This is a genomic window from Streptomyces sp. SDr-06 (assembly GCF_003324565.1).
Lineage (GTDB): Bacteria > Actinomycetota > Actinomycetes > Streptomycetales > Streptomycetaceae > Streptomyces.
This window is the reverse complement of the sequence record NZ_QOLA01000003.1, coordinates 313,547-330,434: the sequence shown is the minus strand read 5'-3', so window position 1 is coordinate 330,434 and position 16,888 is coordinate 313,547. Positions and strand designations below refer to the sequence as shown.

14 protein-coding genes are annotated in these 16,888 nt (G+C 70.2%); 9 read left to right on the top strand and 5 right to left on the bottom strand.

Annotation, left to right across the window (positions count from 1 at the left end; translation table 11 throughout):
• Positions 1-72: 72 nt before the first annotated feature.
• Positions 73-1,590: an immunity 49 family protein gene (locus tag DT019_RS09915; protein ID WP_114036338.1), complete on the top strand. Its 1,518-nt coding sequence runs from the start codon at positions 73-75 to the stop codon at positions 1,588-1,590.
• 42 nt (positions 1,591-1,632) lie between these two features.
• Here the strand turns inward: DT019_RS09915 and DT019_RS09910 are convergent, their stop codons facing one another.
• The gene (locus tag DT019_RS09910) at positions 1,633-1,974 is read right to left on the bottom strand and encodes a cyclic-phosphate processing receiver domain-containing protein (RefSeq protein WP_114036337.1); all 342 of its coding nucleotides are present in this window, start codon (positions 1,972-1,974) and stop codon (positions 1,633-1,635) included.
• A 174-nt stretch (positions 1,975-2,148) separates the two neighbouring features.
• On the opposite strand from DT019_RS09910, the gene DT019_RS09905 reads away from it, so the two are divergent.
• Positions 2,149-4,311, top strand: coding sequence for a TerD family protein (locus DT019_RS09905; protein ID WP_114036336.1), 2,163 nt, complete (start codon positions 2,149-2,151; stop codon positions 4,309-4,311).
• A gap of 210 nt (positions 4,312-4,521) precedes the next feature.
• Here the strand turns inward: DT019_RS09905 and DT019_RS09900 are convergent, their stop codons facing one another.
• A complete protein-coding gene (locus DT019_RS09900; RefSeq protein WP_114036335.1) occupies positions 4,522-5,133 on the bottom strand; it encodes an NIPSNAP family protein in 612 nt (203 codons plus the stop codon).
• Between the two features lie 350 nt (positions 5,134-5,483).
• Here DT019_RS09900 and DT019_RS09895 point away from each other — a divergent pair, with 350 nt between their 5' ends.
• On the top strand, positions 5,484-7,157 hold the full coding sequence (locus DT019_RS09895) for a DUF4157 domain-containing protein (RefSeq protein WP_114036334.1): 1,674 nt from the start codon (positions 5,484-5,486) through the stop codon (positions 7,155-7,157).
• A 246-nt stretch (positions 7,158-7,403) separates the two neighbouring features.
• On the opposite strand, the gene DT019_RS09890 is transcribed toward DT019_RS09895, so the two are convergent.
• Together DT019_RS09890 and DT019_RS09885 are read right to left on the bottom strand one after the other, a co-directional pair.
• On the bottom strand, positions 7,404-7,859 hold the full coding sequence (locus tag DT019_RS09890) for a hemerythrin domain-containing protein (protein WP_114036333.1): 456 nt from the start codon (positions 7,857-7,859) through the stop codon (positions 7,404-7,406).
• A 112-nt stretch (positions 7,860-7,971) separates the two neighbouring features.
• The gene (locus DT019_RS09885) at positions 7,972-8,763 is read right to left on the bottom strand and encodes a DUF4190 domain-containing protein (RefSeq protein ID WP_189389391.1); all 792 of its coding nucleotides are present in this window, start codon (positions 8,761-8,763) and stop codon (positions 7,972-7,974) included.
• A gap of 496 nt (positions 8,764-9,259) precedes the next feature.
• On the opposite strand from DT019_RS09885, the gene DT019_RS09880 reads away from it, so the two are divergent.
• On the top strand, positions 9,260-9,610 hold the full coding sequence (locus tag DT019_RS09880) for a hypothetical protein (RefSeq protein WP_114036331.1): 351 nt from the start codon (positions 9,260-9,262) through the stop codon (positions 9,608-9,610).
• 80 nt (positions 9,611-9,690) lie between these two features.
• The gene (locus DT019_RS09875; protein WP_114036330.1) at positions 9,691-10,614 is read left to right on the top strand and encodes a DUF6891 domain-containing protein; all 924 of its coding nucleotides are present in this window, start codon (positions 9,691-9,693) and stop codon (positions 10,612-10,614) included.
• 109 nt (positions 10,615-10,723) lie between these two features.
• Here DT019_RS09875 and DT019_RS09870 read toward each other — a convergent pair whose 3' ends face one another.
• On the bottom strand, positions 10,724-11,662 hold the full coding sequence (locus DT019_RS09870) for a beta-ketoacyl-ACP synthase III (RefSeq protein WP_114036540.1): 939 nt from the start codon (positions 11,660-11,662) through the stop codon (positions 10,724-10,726).
• A gap of 767 nt (positions 11,663-12,429) precedes the next feature.
• Here DT019_RS09870 and DT019_RS41040 point away from each other — a divergent pair.
• The 4 genes from DT019_RS41040 (at position 12,430) to DT019_RS09850 (ending at position 16,512) form a co-directional block, all read left to right on the top strand.
• Positions 12,430-12,579 carry a hypothetical protein gene (locus tag DT019_RS41040; RefSeq protein WP_388973570.1) on the top strand — a complete coding sequence of 50 codons (150 nt, stop codon included), beginning with the start codon at positions 12,430-12,432 and terminating at the stop codon, positions 12,577-12,579.
• A gap of 4 nt (positions 12,580-12,583) precedes the next feature.
• Positions 12,584-13,423 (top strand): formate dehydrogenase accessory sulfurtransferase FdhD, encoded by an 840-nt coding sequence (gene fdhD, locus DT019_RS09860; RefSeq protein ID WP_114036539.1) that lies wholly within the window; start codon positions 12,584-12,586, stop codon positions 13,421-13,423.
• 504 nt (positions 13,424-13,927) lie between these two features.
• The gene (locus DT019_RS09855; protein WP_223279377.1) at positions 13,928-14,617 is read left to right on the top strand and encodes a polysaccharide deacetylase family protein; all 690 of its coding nucleotides are present in this window, start codon (positions 13,928-13,930) and stop codon (positions 14,615-14,617) included.
• A 278-nt stretch (positions 14,618-14,895) separates the two neighbouring features.
• Positions 14,896-16,512: a purple acid phosphatase family protein gene (locus tag DT019_RS09850; RefSeq protein ID WP_114036328.1), complete on the top strand. Its 1,617-nt coding sequence runs from the start codon at positions 14,896-14,898 to the stop codon at positions 16,510-16,512.
• The last annotated feature ends 376 nt before the right edge of the window (positions 16,513-16,888 follow it).

Here is a 16,888-nt window from a genome sequence, read left to right as displayed (position 1 = left end):
CGTCTGCCGAAGGGCGGGGCCGGGCATGTGCGGCCCCCTCCTGCCCTTCTGGCACCTCGTAAGGTTGCTGGGATGACATCACAGCACGCACCCGATCTTGGCCCCCACTCCCCCGAGGGCGAGGAGAGCGTCGAGGAGATACTGCGGGGCGCGCACATCCGGCTGCTGGCCGTCGACTCGCTGACCCCGCGGATCGCCCAGGCCATGACCTACGCGCGCGTGGTGGCCGACGGACTCGTCTTCGCGTACGCCCTCGACCGGCCCACCAGCGTGCGCGTCCTCACGGACAGGGACGTCGAACGGGTGGGCCTCGAAGCGCTGGGCGCCGCGGCGTACGCGAACCTCATGCGGGCGCCCGCCGAACACGACGAGGTGACCGAGCAGGGTGCGCGGCTGCACACCGTCTACGGTGATTCCCACTTCGTCGCGAGCAAGGCGCTGTACCTCTCCGAAGCGGTGCGGCAGATCACCGGCGAGCCGCTCCCCGACGACGGCGCTCTCGTCGTCGTCCCGAGTCGGCACAACCTCGTCTACCACCCCATTGTCGACGGCACCGTGACGGCCGGTCTCAACAGTCTCGCCTCGTACGCGCTGGGCGCGTACGAGGACAGCGGCAAGGGCGCGTTGTCCCCGCGGGTCTACTGGTGGCACCGCGGCCGCCTGACCTCGCTCACGGCCATCGACCACGAGACGCGGGTCTTCTCCTTCGACCTGCCACCGCGCCTGCTCGGCCTGATGAAGGGCCTGGTACGCCTCGACGGCGGCGGACGTCTGGCCGGTCGGGCCGCCCCCGAGACGCCCGGCGTCACCGAACTCGCTCGCACCACCGCCCAGTTGATTTCAGGCGTCACAGAGAATCCGGCCCGGCTGGGCGAGGCGTTCCACTCGGCCGTAGCCTTGGCCCACGCCCACTGCGCCGCCGATCCCGGGGCCGCGCACATCGGCACATGGGACGCCTGGGCCACCGCCGTACAGCTCGGGTCGGCGCTGTTCACCGGCGCCGACCCGCAGGAATGCCACCTGGGCGAGGACCTGGTTGCCTCCCTTCCCGCGACGCGCGCCGAACCGCCCGTGGACGCGCGGGCCTGGCTGGACGCCCTGTACTTCGCGGTGGTGTGCCGCCAGCGGGACCGGATCAGCAGGTTGTGCCAGGTGCCGCTGGAGCGGCTGGGCGAGGACGACTCGGTCGACGAGTACGTCCTGGACTGGATCGATACCCTGCGGACCTTCTTCGCCGGGGGCTCCATGGACGATGTGGTCCACAAGCTCCTCGCCACCATGAAGTCATCCATGCCGGACGCCGTGACACACGCGCCCATGGACTTCGTGAACCGGATCGACTACCAGCCGGCGGCCCTGTTCCACCGGTATGTGGCGGCCGACCACGACGCCTTCGCCGAGACGCTGGCCGAAGCCCTCCAGGAACACGGCGGCTACTGGGGCGAATCCACCGCACCGCGGGCCCGGGTCGCCCTGGGACCGCTCGCGATGGCGAGCCTCGCCTACGACCGCGGCTTCCCGATCGCCTCGAAACAGCCGTATCTGCCGACCTACCTCCTCAACCGCGAGCGCATCGAGGACATCCCGTAACGGCACCCTCCGACGGCCGGGGCACGCGGGCCCCGGCCGTACTCAGTCGGCCGTCGCCCGGCGGACCCGGTAGTTCCAGCGATGGAGCGACCGGACGACGGTCGCCGCGCCGCTGGGGTTGGCGCTGTGGACGAACACCATGCCGATGTGGAAGGGCCGCCCGTTGAAGGCGGCTTCCTCCAGGAGGGTCACCACGGGCATGATGCTGTCGTCGCCGCCGAGGTCATGATCGAGCCAGAGCTCGTCGATGGCGACGTCCCGGTGCTCCTCCAGGAGCCGCACGCCTTCTCGGCTGGTGCGGGCGATGTGCGTGGCTCCGGGAAGCGCCCGGAGGTCATCGATGCCCAGGACGATGCGCGCCGGTGCCGTCGAATCCTTGTTCACGTCGCCATCATCCCAGGTGGGCAGCCGCGGGAGCTGCCCCGAAGGCCCGGCCCCGGGTTGAACGCGTCGTCCCGCGGCGACCGTTCACGAGCACGCGCGGGCGGCGACCGATGACCGCACCCCGCGCCCAAAACCCATGTGCGACGGCCCGTACCCCTCTGGGAACATGCCCGGATGGTCCACCCTCTCGAACCCCTGGTCCTCCGGCACACCCACCGTCTTCCCGCCCCCTGCGGTCCCGCCGGGCAAGGCGGCGTCGCCGCGCGGCAGTTCGACGCGGCGTTGATGTCCGTGGGCTACAAGCTGTCGGCGGACCTGCTGGCACACCTGTCGGCGCTTTCCGAGGGGACGGTCGTCGACACCGCGGTACGGACGCTCGACACCGTCCGCGCGATGGCCGGTGACCACGTCCAGCACAACGCCTACTTCATCGATTTCCCGGCCAACGTGCCGGAGACATTCGCCTTCTGGACCCAGTGCGTCGTCGACGCGCTCGCCGACGGCGTGACGCCCGAGCAGCTCAGCCCCGGCGTGGTCAACCTGCTGACCCTCCCCGCATACGGCACCTATCAGCACACCTACGCCGAGCTGCTCGCCGCCCACGAAGAGCTCATCGCCGCCGCGGGCGACCGCCTGACGATCCTGCACCTGGGCGGCGCTCCGGACGACGAGGTGACCGCTCTCTACCTGGCCCTGGCCGGGAGCAGTACGCCGCTGGGCGAGGAGGGTCTGCTCGACCTGGCCGTGCTCGCCGGGCACTGCGTGGACGGCCCGCAGCCGGAGACGATCCTGGTGCGGGAGAACCGTGCCGTCGTCAACCGCGCCCGCCTCGACGCGGGCGCCGACCTCCTCCTGGACACCGTCACCGACGTGCTCCGGCTCGCCTGCGCCCTCGCGGACGGCGATGTGACCCTGCTGGAGCCGACCCGCTTCCGTTCGCCCTCCCGCCGGGTCCGGCGCGCCCTGCTCGCGGGCCTCGACTCGGTGGTAGCGGCGGCCCCGGCCAAGCTCGCCGACGTACCCGCGCACCGTGAGGCGTGGAAGCGCCTGGGTGAGCGGCTGCACGCGCACGAGTACGGGGCGCGGTGGCCGCACGCCGCGGACGTGTTCGCCGTGGCCCGGGGCGAGAAGCAGGCGCGCTCCTTCGACAGCCGCGTCGAGGAACTGCTCGGCGCGCACGACGTTCTCGGCGCGGTGCGGCTGCTGGAGTCCGCTCCGGGCAGGCTGTTCCGTTCGCTGGACCGCCTGCTGCGTGGATGCGTCACCCAGGACGAGCGGGACGCGGTGGTCGCCGCCGTCGAGCGGGTCGCCCCGCAGGTCGCGGGCCGGGTCGTGCTGTCGGTGCGGGAGCACCTCCACAACCGCGCGACCAAGGGCGTGGAGCAGCGTGTCTTCGTCAATCGCCTCGGCCGGGCCTGGGTCGCGCCCGACACCCGTCCGCCGGTGCCCGCGACCGAGCGCGACCGTCTCACCACCGCCTTGGACGCCGAGATACGCCGGCGTCTGCCCGCCCCCGGCCATCTGCTGATCGACCCCGACGTCCTCGATGTCGCCCTCCCGCTCAGCGGCAAGGCGTCGGCCGCGGGCCTCGGCGTGCTGCCGCGCGGCTCGCTGTCGCCGGTGGAGGGCGAGCTGCTCCGCTTCTTCGTGCACTGGAAGCAGACGAGCCGCACCACCGACTTCGACCTGTCGGCGCTGATGCTGAACGCCGCCTACGAGACCGTGTCCTGGCTGTCGTACACCGCGCTCACGGAGATCGAGGGCGAGCACTCCGGCGACATCACCGACGCACCGGACGGCGCCTCGGAGTTCATCAACCTGCGCCTGGGTGCGGTGCGCGGCACGTACATCGTGCCGCAGGTCAACATCTACTCGGGGGAAGGCTTCGAGGAGGTCGAGGAGTCGTTCTTCGGGTTCATGCTGCGCGACGCCGAGCAGCGGGGCCGCCCCTTCGAGGCTCGTACGGTGCGCATGAAGTCGGAGCTGCGCGGCCCGGGCCGGGTCGCGCTGCCCCTGGCGTTCGTGCGCGGAGACGACGGCCGCTGGCACGCCAAGTGGCTGCACCTATATCTCAAGGGCCATCCCAACGCCAACCGCGTTGAGCGCAACAGGGTTTCGCTGGCGACCCTGCTGCGCGGCATCGTGGAGCGCGACCACCTCACGGTCCGCCACCTCACGGAGCTGATGGCCGACAGCACCACGTCCACCACGCTCTGGGACGGCACGACGGTCCCGGACGGCCCGGTCACCTACATCGGCCTGGAACGCCCCGAGGGGCTGCACCCGGACTCACACGTCATCACCCTGGAAAACCTGCGCGACTTGATCCCCGCCTGACTGCTAACGTTGGCCGGGCGAGGCCATGAACGGACTTCCTTCTCACACTCCTTGAAACTAGTCCCTTCGCTTTCCTCGCCCTCGATGTCACGCCGGGGCGCCGCAAGGCCATCCCGGCGTCGTCGTATCCCCAACTCCCCGTATTTCCACGGTTGATGGCGTCGCGGTGCCGAGTACAGCCCGACTCCCGTTCGCCTGTCCGCGCGGGCGTCAAAACCGCGACGTGCCGATGGGCTCCAGCCGGAGCTGCTGCGGGGCCGTCTTCAAATAGGCGGAGAGATCAGGCAATGGGGCGGGCGCCTCGCCGGTCGAGAACCAGAGCACGACATCCTCGCCGGTCCGGACCGGCAGGGCGGGGAAGGTGTTCTCCGCGTGCTCGGTCCGGTGCACCGCGAGGGCCGGGGTCCCGGCCGCGGCCAGGGCGGGACGCAGGTGCTGCTCGAAGTGGTCGGTGAAGCGGGAGTCCAGTGGGTGGCAGACGGTCACCACGACCGGCTCCGTGGTGTCGGGGGCGGCGAAACCCGGTCCGCGCAGCAGCAGTACGTCGTCCGAGTCCAGCATGGTCGCGTTGGCCGCTTCCCGGTGGGCCTGCCAGACGGGCCCGTAGTAGAAGGCGTGCAGCGCCCGCGCCCGCGCCTCCATGTCCGGGAAGCTGCGCATCCACACGAACCGGTCGGCGTCGTCCAGATCCCGGAACCGGCCTCCCATCGTGATGCCGGCGGCCTCCTGCCCGGTGACGAATTCCCGCTCGAAGAGCTCAACCAGGGTGTCCCGGCATCCCGGGAGGAGGGTGTACTGCCGGAGTTCGACTATGGCGTTCATGGGCCGCAGGTTAGGGCCGGTCCCCTGTCAGATCCTGTCAGTTGACCGACGGACTTCCCTGACGGACGTCTCACTGTCCCGGGCGGCGGGGCGGGACAGGTCGGTAACCCGATGTCGCGGTACGAGGGCCGAGGGGATGCACCGAGGTGCCCACCACCGCGATGGCCGACGGCGCCGCACCATCGCCCCTGCTCCGCCCGCACTAACGGCGCGGGCCGCAGGGCGTTAGTGGAGCGTTTCCGGCGGCTGCGAGCGTTGCCCACGTACGCCCGCAGCCGTCGGCGCGACCAACGGGGCTGCCGCAGCCCCACGACGAATGGACGTGCCGGTCGTTGCGCGTGGGAGGACCGATGCACGCCAACGAGCAGACCCACCTGCAGGACGGCGGTAAGCCCGCTCGCACCGCGGCGGCGCGCCCCGCACCCGGCCGGGGCATTCCGGCCAGCCTGCGTGCTCTGCAGAGCGGCGCGGGCAATGCGGCCGTCGTCCAGATGCTCCGCCAGGCCGGTCACCCCTGGGCTCAGGAGCAGCACCAGCACACCGCCGGCTGCGGCCACCGGCGGACCGAGCCCCCGACACAGCCCGCCGTGCAGCGCTCCACGGTCCCCGACGTCCTCAGAACCAGCGGGCGCCCCCTGGACGAGGCCACGCGGACCGACATGGAGACACGGCTCGGCGCCGACTTCTCCGACGTACGCGTGCACAACGACGCCGCGGCCAAGGCGTCCGCCACCGAAGTGGGCGCCCGCGCGTACACCAGCGGCAACCACATCGTCATCGGCCAAGGCGGCGGCGACCGGCATACGCTCGCACACGAGCTCACCCATGTCATCCAGCAACGCTCGGGCCCCGTCTCGGGCACCGACAACGGCGCGGGCCTGAAGGTCTCGGATCCGGGTGACCGGCACGAGCGCGAGGCCGAGGCCAACGCCACGCGGGTACTGCGGGCGCCCGCGTCCGGGGCAGCCGCGGCGAGGACAACCGGTCCGGGGAAGTCCGAGGGGCCTGCGACGGACCGCCCGGAGATCCAGCGCGCCAATGACCGGAGCCGGAACCCGCACGCGGGCAACGGCCCCAAGGACAAGAAGGACCAACCCGACTGGGAGCTCACCGCGCACCACATCGTTCCCCACACCGCGTTGAAGAGCGCACTGGAGAAGCTCGACCCGACGGACCGGCAGGACGTCCTCGTCGAAGCGATTCCCGACAAGATCAGCAAAGACATGCTGCGGGGCCTCGGCCTGTCCGAGGAACAGTGCGCAAAGACGAATCGGGTGACGCTCCAGAAAGATCTCAAGGACAGGACGAAGACCGCCGAGGAGATCGTCCCGGGGACCACCTACGACGAGATTCGTCTCGCGTTCTTCGAATGGCAGGGCGGGAACCAGTTCCTCGGCCCCAACACCAGCATCCGGGCGGAACCGAGCTCGGACAAGGACGGGATCGACGTCGACGGCCAGTACTTCCTTCCCCAGGAAGCCGCCCAGCTCAAGATGGAGTTCAGCAAGGTGACCAGGCTGGGCAACGAGCTGAAGGCCGCGTTGCGGGCAGGGGGCGCGTCGAGGGAACTCGCCGACGTCCTGAAGAAGCTCCTGGCCCTGACGCGTGACGTCGTCCCGACGACCTTCGATCCGGCGGGCTGGGTCGAGCTGACGGACCCTCAGCAGATCACGGCACTGGCGGAGAACAAGGAGCTGGGCCGGAGCCACCTCAAGGAATACTCCTTCTTCAACTTCGGTGCCACCGGCATCGACGCCTGCCCGATGATCCAGAAGCGGGACGACGGCCACTACTACGAGCTACAGGGCGCGGACAAGGACGGAAGCGGCTGGAAGCCCTACAAGGGCGACTACGCGACGAAGATCGAACCGAGACTCCTGCAGATCAAGGGCAATTCGACCTACGTCAACATGGCCAAGCTCCGCCAAGCGCACCAGAAGCTGTACGAGTACTGCGTCGAGCAGAAGCAGCAGACCTCCACCTTCCTCCCGAGGACTCTGTGCACGAAGCTGCGCATCGCCTGACCCGGCGGACGGATGGTGACGACGGCGCGCGCGTCAGCTGCGGGCGGCGGCACTGGGCACGCGCCGTGATGGCGCCGCTCGGACGGGTACGGGCGTGGTCGCCGCAACCGCGATCGCGGCCACCGGGACCGGCTTTCGGCGCCGACTTCCTCCCTCGTCACGGGTGACGTACCGCCGCCCTCGCGGCCAGCGAGCCCTGCCGCCCGACTGGCCCACCCCCGCAGCCACCGGCGCGGGCGGGGCCGGTCACTCCGCGGGGTGGGCCTCGCGCCAGGCCGCCATGGAACGGTTCCACTCGTCGCCCGACAAGGCCGTCAGGGACGCCGGGAACAGCCCGTCCTCCTCGCGGCTGACGTGGTCGTGGAGCTCCTTGACCATGGAGTCGAACTGGGCCCGACCTTCGGGCGTCTCCAGGTCCAGCGCGGGCAACCGGATGCTGTGGTCCCGGTGCTCGTCCACCAGGACGCCGATGTAGTCCGCGTATTCGGGATCTTCGCGCATCACGGCGAAGAGGCCGTTCTCCTCACCGCGCCAGTGCGAGGCCAGCTCCCGCGTCATGAAGGCGATGAGCTCCCGGGCCCGCGCCGTGTCGCCCGCGGCCAGCGCCCGCTGGGCGTCCCCGGCCGCATCGGTGACGCGTTCATGCTCGGCGATGAACTCCTTGATGAGGGGAATCTCGCGACATCCGCAGTAATGACACATGTCGTCAGTTGTACGTCCACGCGGGCACGACAGCCTGGGAGACACCGCCTGCGTCACGACCTGGGCCCGCGCCCTCCACCCGATCGGCGAACGGGCCGCCTCCCGCCGAGGGTCATGCGACCGGGCCGGACCACACCGCCTCGTCGTACAGGATGCTGGGGTGGACCTCCACCCGGAGCTCCTTCGCCGCATCGGCCGACACCGGGTACGAGTACTGGGCGGTGGCCGTGGCGCCCGGCGCCAGCGAGCCCCTGAACGGCTTGAACCCGGCCCTGGTGCTGTACAGCATGCCGAGGTCCTTGCCGGTCGCGTCCTTCACGTGGGGCTGCGCGAAGTCGAGGTTGAGCGGCTCCGAGGAGGCGTTGACGATGGTGAGGTCGATGTGGAACGTCCGGTCGCCGTCGTGCATTCCGGGCAGCCGGCGGCCGCTGAGTTCGAACTCGGTGGGCGGGGCGACAGTGACCTTCACGCCGCCCACGTATTCATGGCTCGCCCCGAACCGTACGGGCGCGGGGTCGGCCAGATCGCTGTCCAGGAGTTCGTCATCCGGGTCCTGCGCAGGGGCGGCGGGGAGACCGGGGGCCGAGGGCCTGCCGGAATCGCGCACTTCGTCCACCGCCGACCTGACCATGGTGGCGGTGATGATCAAGCCGACCACCGCGAGCAGGATCGACACCCCGCCGAGGACGGTGCCGCCCAGTGCCGAACTCCTGTTGGTCGCAAGGCCCTTGCGGACATTGCTCAGCCCCACCAAACCGAAGACGAGGCCGACTATTCCGAGGATCCATGCAATCCAGAAGAGGAACGGGAGGAACGCGACGAAGGTGCTGATGGCCCCGATGACCAGGGCGGCCGTACCGAGACCGTTGCGGGGCTGCGGCGGCAACTCCGACGCCCACGGCATACCCGGGTAGCTCGCCGTCGTCGTTCCCGCGTAGCCGGGCGGAGGCGGGAACGGGGGGCCGGGCGGCGGGCCCCAGTGCGGCTGGGACGGGTGCGAGTCCGGCTCCTGTCGCGCCGGCGGCTCCGGTCGCGTTGGGTGGGGGGTCGGCGATTCCGGCTGCGGTGACGGGGATGGCTGCGATGACTGCGGCTCCTGAGTTCGCGGCTGTGGCTGCGGCTGCGGCTCAGGGGAATCGGCGGGCGCTGTCATGCGAGTCCTTCGGCGGTGCTGTGCGGGGCCGCACCACAGTAGCAGCGGGCTTTGCGCCCCCTTTACCCGTGAGGAGATGGCCGCTCTTGCGAGACGCCCCCGCAGGAGGTAGCCGCCGCGCGAAAGGCTCTCCCGAGAGGGCGAACGAGCATGTGCAGCGCGGCGAATTCACCCAGCCAGCAGGGCAGTTGGAAGCGGGGCCCCGCGGAGTCGGAACTAAGACGGCAGGCCGATCGTCCTGGAGGACATGTCTTCCGTACTGGTTCTCGGTATCGACCCGCACACTGTCCCCGGCATGGACGGGGACGCGATGCGCGCGGTCCTCGACGAGGAGTTGGCCCGCTTCGGCGAGCACGGCATCGATGCGTCCATGGCCCTCATAGCGCTGGATGAGACAGCCGAATCCGTCGTGGTCGGCGCATTGGACGAGCGAGCATGGGACGTCGTCGTGATCGGCGGCGGAATCCGCAAACCCGAGCCACTGCTCACCTTCTTCGAACTGGTCGTGAACCTGGTCCGCCAACACACCCCGGGGGCCGCGATCGCCTTCAACACGAGCGGTGGCGACAGCGTCGACGCGGCGAAGCGCTGGCTCTGACTCCCGGCACCGGCCATGCCGGGGCGGGCGGGCAACGGACAGCTCCCGGCATTGTCAGTGCCCCGTGCCACAGTGAGGGCATGCTTGCGATCACGGTCGAGACGGAGAACGGGCAGCGGCACAGTCGGGCCACCGCCGAGCAACTGGCTGCCCTGGTGCACCGGATCGGTGCCGAGGGCGACCGGTTTCTGGTCGTCCAGCGCATACCCGATCTGCCCGACGTGTTCCTCCAGGTGTGGCACGACGCGACCAGTGACGGCTACAGGCTGGAACACCGCGACGGCGCAGCCGATCGGCACTTCGGGACGACACTCGACGGGCCGGAACCGGTGATCGCGGCCATGACCGGCTGGGCGCGCGCCAGGGACGATTGGGGTGCCGGACTGGAGTGGGAGCGGCTGGACTTCGAGAACCCCGCCCCTGTTCCGCCGCTTGAGCTCGGCGAGGAGGAGCGCGGCCTGCTGGAGACGCGGGTCCGCGAGGTGATCAAGGGCGGCTACGCGACGCGGGCCCAGTTGGCGGAGCTCGCCGAGGACTATCTCGTCTCCGGTGACTCCCGGCCCGTGTCGCCCCAGCAGGCACGTCAGTTGGTGGACCGCATGTGGCTGGAGCGAGTGGCGGAACAGTCCGCCTGGGCGGACGAGGAGACGGACCCGGAGCGGCTCGGCCGGGCCTTCGCGGCTCTGGGGAAAGCCGGTCTCACCGCCCGGGAGAACTTCACCTGTTGCCGCCCGTGCGGCCAGGCGGAGATCGGCGGGGCGGGCTCACCCGACGCCCGTGGCTTTGTCTACTTCCATTCCCAGGCTACCGACGCGGCCGCGTCCGGGCACGGACTCACGCTGCTGTACGGCGGGTTCGACGGCTCGCCGGACACCACGGCGTCCGTGGGCCGGGAAGTCGTTGCCGCCCTGGAACGGTGTGGCCTGTCGGTCGAGTGGGACGGCGACCCCGGCAAAGCCATCACCGTCATACCGCTGGACTGGCGCAAACGCCTCGTTGGCTGACGGGAGTTGACGGGCAGGGGGGCGGGCGTTGCGGACGGGGTCAAGACCTCCCCTACAAGGCCGCACTCTCGTGGTCGTGCCCCGCCTCCACGGGGCACTCCTGGTGCGGTCACGGGCAGCGTACGACCTGTCCCGCGTACGACAGGTTCCCTCCGAAGCCGAAGAGCAGGACCGGGTCGCCGGTGCGGATCTCGCCGCGCTCCACCAGTTTGGAGAGGGTCATCGGAATGCTGGCCGCCGACGTGTTGCCGGACTCGATCACATCGCGGGCGATGACGGCGTTCACAGCGCCGATCTTGCGTGCGACGGGTTCGATGATCCGCAGGTTCGCCTGGTGCAGCACGACCGCGGCCAGGTCCTCTGGTGTGAACCCGGCCCGCTCGCAGACCTGACGGGCGATGGGCGGCAGCTGAGTGGTGGCCCAGCGGTAGACGGACTGACCCTCCTGCGCGAACACCGGCGGGGTGCCCTCGATACGTACCGCGTGCCCCATCTCGGGCACCGAACCCCACAACACCGGCCCGATCAGGGCCTCTTCGCTCGCCTCGACCACCACGGCGCCGGCACCGTCACCGACCAGGACGCAGGTGGTGCGGTCGGTCCAGTCGGTCACGGCCGTCATCTTGTCCGCGCCGATGACCAGCGCCCGTCGCGCGGTGCCGGTGCGCACCAGGCTGTCGGCCGTGGCCAGCGCATGCGTGAACCCGGCACAGACGACATTGAGGTCCATCACCGCGGGCGAGCCCATCCCGAGCCGGGCGGCGACCCGGGCGGCCGTGTTCGGTGAGCGGTCGACGGCGGTGGAGGTGGCGACCAGGACCAGGTCGACGTCGGCGGGGCTCAGCCCGGCGGTGGCCAGCGCCTTCGCTCCGGCGTGCGCGGCCAGTTCGTCAACGGGCTCGTCCGGGCCCGCGACATGGCGGGTACGGATCCCGACCCGGCTGCTGATCCACTCATCACTGGTGTCGACCAGCTCGGCGAGGTCGTCATTGGTGAGCACCTTGGCGGGCTGGTAGTGCCCGACTGCGACAACGCGCGAGCCTCGCATGCCGGTCATGACGGATCTCCTCGGGACGAACATGGACTGCTGACATCCGGAGCCATCCAGTCTTCGTGGCTACTGATCGGTACAGGGGCGCGGGACCCAACAGGATTCACTGCCGCACCTTTGGAGCCTTGTGTCAGCGTTTCGTCCGAGCGGAGTGCGTCAGATATCGCGATCACTGCGAGAAAGAGGCTATGTAGACAATATTCCGTCGACGATTCCGGCTCCTCCAGCCAGCTGCTGACGGTTTTCGCCGACGGATGCCGGGCCGCCCGACGAGAGCCTCCGGGACTCCAAGATCAGTAGCGGAGCTTGAGCTGCGGTGCCCCCAGGCCCGGCTGAGCAGAACCCGGGTCCCGGTTGTCCGTCATGCCGGACAACCACAAGATGTCCATGGGCTGGGCGGAGCCCCCGATGGGTGCCGTGGTCGGGGCAGCACAACGCCCAAACATGCGCACGGAGCGACACCGCGCCTTCTACGGGCACCAAGCTGTTCCGCGTCTCGGGAAACGTGTCCCCGCCGGGCATGTACGAGCTGCCGTTCGCCTCCTCGCTCGGGCTGATCGCGCTCTCAGGCCCACCGGAACGGGTGCGGACCGTGCTCCTGGCGGTGCGACGTCCCGCTTCGTACGCCCCGACGAGCTGGACATCCCGCTCACAATCGGCGGGCCCGACATCGCGGGTGGCAGCCACCCTGGGACGAGGCGGCCCGGACGGCGACCCCCGCCGTGTACGCCTAGCGCGGCGTCGGCTGCAACGTCACCCTCCCTGTGCAGGACAATGAGACCGTCCAGGTCACCTCACCGCACGACATCCCGGTGACCCAGGCCAACCTGTGCGTCAGGACGCTTCGGCTCCCAGCACGTACAGACACGAGCACGCACAGACACGAGACCGACCAGAGCGACTGTAGGGACTGAGGGCATGGGACGAGTCACCGAACGCCGCCGCGTCATCCGCATCCGAGACGGTGCGGTGTCGACCCGCCCGGACACCCTGGTCGCGGAGGAGCCTCTGGAGATCCGGCTCAACGGGAAGCCCCTCGCGATCACGATGCGGACGCCGGGCGACGACTTCGCCCTCGCAGCCGGGTTCCTGGCCAGCGAGGGGGTGCTCGGCTCCGCGTCCGAGCTCCAGTCGATCGTGTACTGCGCGGGCGCGACGGCCGACGGGCACAACACCTACAACGTGGTCGACGTGAAACTGGCGCCCGGCGTCGCGGTGCCGGACATCACCCTCGAACGCAACGTGTACACGACGTCCTCGTGCGGCCTGTGCGGCAAGGCCAGTCTGGACGCGGTCCGTACGCAGGCCCGCTTCCCGATCGCCGACACTCCCCCGGTGCGGGTGAAGCCCGAACTGCTCGCGAGCCTCCCCGACCTGCTGCGCGCCTCGCAGCAGGTTTTCGACCGGACCGGGGGGCTGCACGCCGCCGCGCTGTTCTCGCCGGAGGGCGAACTGCTCGACGTCCGCGAGGACGTGGGCCGCCACAACGCGGTCGACAAGCTGGTTGGTCGCGCTCTCCAGGACGACCGGCTGCCGCTGTCGCGCTGCATCCTGCTGGTGTCGGGGCGAGCCTCCTTCGAGCTCGCGCAGAAGGCCGTCATGGCCGGGATACCGGTCCTCGCGGCGGTCTCCGCGCCGTCCTCGCTCGCCGTGGACCTGGCCGCCGAGTCGGGCCTGACCCTGGTGGGATTCCTGCGCGGCACGTCCATGAACGTGTACGCGGGGGACGAGCGCATCGCCCTGCCCACGGACGTCTGACCACCCCGTCCAAGCGGCCCGGCAGGCGAGGTGCGCCCCCCTGCTGCTGGTTCTGCTTCTCCTGTTCGCGGTCGAGCGGCCTGGCAGGCGAGAGACGCCCTTGCACCGGCCGGGTCTTCGCCTGCCGCCGCCTGGTCTCCGGCCTTGTCGAGAGCGCTCTCAGCGCCCCCTTGTCGGCGGCGAGGTCTCGATCCCGAAGCTCGGTCGGGAGCGGACCAAGGCCTGGTCGGGGCCCCTGTAGGCCGCCATGCGGCACCCGCTTACGCTGGCCCAGTGCGGCGAGTGACGCTGCCCTGATGCGGAGGAAGCGGCGCGATGCATGTGAGTCGGCGTACGGTGCTGGCGGTTGCGGCCGGGGGCTTGCTCACCGGGTGTTCTCGGTCGGCCGCCCCCTCCCCGGCCCCCGCCTCCCCCACTCCCGCTTCCTCGCCCTCCTCGGTGGCGGCCACGGGTTCGCCTCCGCCCTCCACGCCCCCGGCCGCCATTCCATCGAAGGCCGAGATCGTGGCCAGGTACGGCAAGCAGACCCCCACGAGCTGGGGGCTGACCGTGCCGGGAGCGCTCTCACGCCTTCCGGCCAGCGGCAAGACGGCCGCACTGACCTTCGATGCCTGTGGCGGCAAGGGCGGCGGCGACTACGACCGTGCGCTCATCGAGTTCCTGCGTCAGCGTTCGGTTCCGGCGACGCTGTTCATCAACTCCCGCTGGATCGAGGAGAACCCCTCGGTCTTCAAGGAGCTCGCCACCGACTCGCTCTTCGAGATCGCCAACCACGGCACCCGGCACCTCCCTCTGTCCGTCGCCGGACGCTCCGCCTACCGAATACCCGGCACGCGGAACGCGGGCGAGGTGTATGACGAGGTCTCCGGCAACCGCGCCAAGCTCACCGACCTCCTCGGCCGGCCACCGCGTTTCTTCCGCTCCGGAACCGCCTACTGCGACGACGTGGCGGCCAAGATCGTCACCGACCTCGGAGAGCGCTTCGCGAGCTTCGACGTCAACGGCGACGGCGGAGCGACTTTCACACCCGCACAGGTGCATCAGGCGATGCAAAGCGTGCGGCCGGGCTCGGTCGTCATCGGCCACATGAACCATCCGAAGGGCGGCACGGCAGCCGGAATGCGCCTCGCCGTGCCTCACCTCCTCGACACGGGCTACACGTTCGTGCGTCTGTCGGACGCCGTCAAAGCCTGACTTCAGACGCTCGGGCCGCGCCCCGGACCGTATCGCCGGATGCGGAGAGCCCAGGCATGGGCCAGCGCGACAAGACCCCACCCCCGGTCGTGGCACGTCCGGGACCTGCGACGCGACCACGGCACCGGCTCCCGGCCCGACGCCCCACGCCCCACGCCCCACGCCCCACGCCCCACGCCCGACAAGCGGTATCACCGCCGCACTCCGAACGCGAACGGCGCCAGCCCACGTCACCTAGGGTGCAGACGACCAACTCTCCTCTGTGAAACTGGTGTTGTATGCCGATCGCGCGCAGATCAGTACTGGCCGGTTCGACGGCAGCCGCGGCCGCGGCTCTCGGTGCCGCGGGGAGCGCCGAAGCCGCCGACCGGCCCCAGCCCCCGCCGCTGCCTTTACTCCAGCGCACACCGAGCCGCATCGGCGCTCCTGGCGTGGCGGGCCTGCACCTCCAGTTCGGCGCGGACCCCGCCGCCGAGATGACCATCTCCTGGATCAGCCCCCAGTCCGTGCGCCGCCCGCATGTGCGCCTCGGCTCCCCGGACGGGGGCGGCGGCCCGGTCATCGGCGCCGAGACCCGCACATACCGCGACGGTCTCTCCCAGGCGGAGGTGTATGTGCATCACGCCCGCCTGACCCGGCTTCGGCCGGGCACCACGTACCTGTACTCGGCCGGACACGACGGCGCCGCGCCGGAGACGGGTTCGTTCACCACGGCGCCGCGCGGCCGCGCGGCGTTCACGTTCACGAGCTTCGGCGACCAGGGCGCCCCCAACCTGCGACGGGCCGTCAAATGGCCTGCGGGCGGGGCGCCTTCACCCTCCGGACGCTTCCCGCTCTACACCAGCAGCCAGGCGGGCACCGCGGCCTCGGCCGACATCGTGGCCGCGGTGGAACGGGTGGGTCCCCTCTTCAACCTGGTCAACGGTGACCTCTGCTACGCCTCCGCGGCCGGCGTCGTCGGCCAGGACCGGGTGGCGACGTGGGCGGACTGGTTCATCGGCAACAGTCGCTCGACGCGACTGCGGCCGTGGATGCCGTGCGTCGGCAACGGCGAGAACGAGAAGGGCAACGGCCCGCTGGGCGTGGCCGGTTACCAGACGTACTTCACCCTGCCCGGGTCGGCGGCAGACACCGACCCGGAGACACGGGGCCTGTGGTACGCCTTCACGGTCGGCGCGGTCCGCTTCATCAGCCTGGCCAACGACGACGTGGCCATCCAGGACTCCGGCGACACCTACGTACGGGGATACTCCGGGGGCGCCCAACGCCGCTGGCTGGAAAGGGAGTTGAAGGCAGCTCGGGCAAGTGACGGGATCGACTGGATCGTCGTCTTCATGCACCACCCCATGATCTCCAGCAGCCGCAGCGGAAGCGGGAGCGATCTCGGTATCCGCGAGGCGTGGGGCCCGCTCTTCGACGCCTACGGGGTCGATCTGGTACTCAGCGGCCACGAGCACTACTACGAGCGCTCCCTGCCGGTCCGCGGCACCCTGCCGAACGAGGCCCGCACCCCGGTCCCGGCATCCACCAGGACCGATGTCGCCGACACCGCCAAGGGCACCGTCCACATGATCATCGGGGGTGGCGGCAATTTCGCGACCACCCAGGACGACCTGTTCGAGGAGCCCAAGGGTCGGGTCGTGGTCGATCTGGGCAAGGAGACCGAGGGCCGCCACCGCAAGGCGGTCTTCGTCACGGAGGACGCACCCTGGCGCGCCGTCCAGGACCGCGTCCACACCCACGGGTTCGCCGCCTTCGACGTCGACCCGGGCGATCCCCGCACCGGTCACACGTTCATGCGGGTCACGTACTACACCTTCGACGGGCCGTACGGGGACCTCACGCCGGTCGACCACTTCACCTTGGAACGGCCTCGCCGCGACACCCGGCGCTGACCGAAAGGCCGGGCCCACCGTCCGTGACCGTAGGGCGCGGGCCGCAGGAACAGGGGGCGGCGGCGCATCCGCCGCCGCCTCTCGAAAAGTGTAGGAAAAGCCCTGGCGGCAGGAGCGAAACGTCCGGGTCCCAGCGATTTGGCCGTGCGGGTTTTGTTTTCCCTTTCCGTCATCGGGCCGGATAGGAGACATGTGCGATCCGGCGTGATTTCGTCAGGACTGACGGGACTGTCCGAAGACCAGGGGTTGCGGTTTCGAACGCTGCCGGTATGGTCGAGTCCGACTTAGAGGAATGACCAACTCCGGAGTACGGAAAGAAAGGTGGGGGTGCCGCCAGCCATCCGGCACGATGCCGCGAAGCCGCGTTTTCCGGCTA

What these genes read in the sequence shown, in the direction of transcription:
- DT019_RS09915 (WP_114036338.1), top strand. Translation starts at nt 73, where the DNA reads ATGACATCACAGCACGCACCCGATCTTGGCCCCCACTCCCCCGAGGGC.
- DT019_RS09870 (WP_114036540.1), bottom strand. Translation starts at nt 11,662, where the DNA reads ATGCGAGGCTCGCGCGTTGTCGCAGTCGGGCACTACCAGCCCGCCAAG.
- DT019_RS09875 (WP_114036330.1), top strand. Translation starts at nt 9,691, where the DNA reads ATGCTTGCGATCACGGTCGAGACGGAGAACGGGCAGCGGCACAGTCGG.
- DT019_RS09885 (WP_189389391.1), bottom strand. Translation starts at nt 8,763, where the DNA reads ATGCCGTGGGCGTCGGAGTTGCCGCCGCAGCCCCGCAACGGTCTCGGT.
- DT019_RS09890 (WP_114036333.1), bottom strand. Translation starts at nt 7,859, where the DNA reads ATGTGTCATTACTGCGGATGTCGCGAGATTCCCCTCATCAAGGAGTTC.
- DT019_RS09850 (WP_114036328.1), top strand. Translation starts at nt 14,896, where the DNA reads ATGCCGATCGCGCGCAGATCAGTACTGGCCGGTTCGACGGCAGCCGCG.
- DT019_RS09900 (WP_114036335.1), bottom strand. Translation starts at nt 5,133, where the DNA reads ATGAACGCCATAGTCGAACTCCGGCAGTACACCCTCCTCCCGGGATGC.
- DT019_RS09895 (WP_114036334.1), top strand. Translation starts at nt 5,484, where the DNA reads ATGCACGCCAACGAGCAGACCCACCTGCAGGACGGCGGTAAGCCCGCT.
- DT019_RS09880 (WP_114036331.1), top strand. Translation starts at nt 9,260, where the DNA reads ATGTCTTCCGTACTGGTTCTCGGTATCGACCCGCACACTGTCCCCGGC.
- DT019_RS09905 (WP_114036336.1), top strand. Translation starts at nt 2,149, where the DNA reads ATGGTCCACCCTCTCGAACCCCTGGTCCTCCGGCACACCCACCGTCTT.
- fdhD (WP_114036539.1), top strand. Translation starts at nt 12,584, where the DNA reads ATGGGACGAGTCACCGAACGCCGCCGCGTCATCCGCATCCGAGACGGT.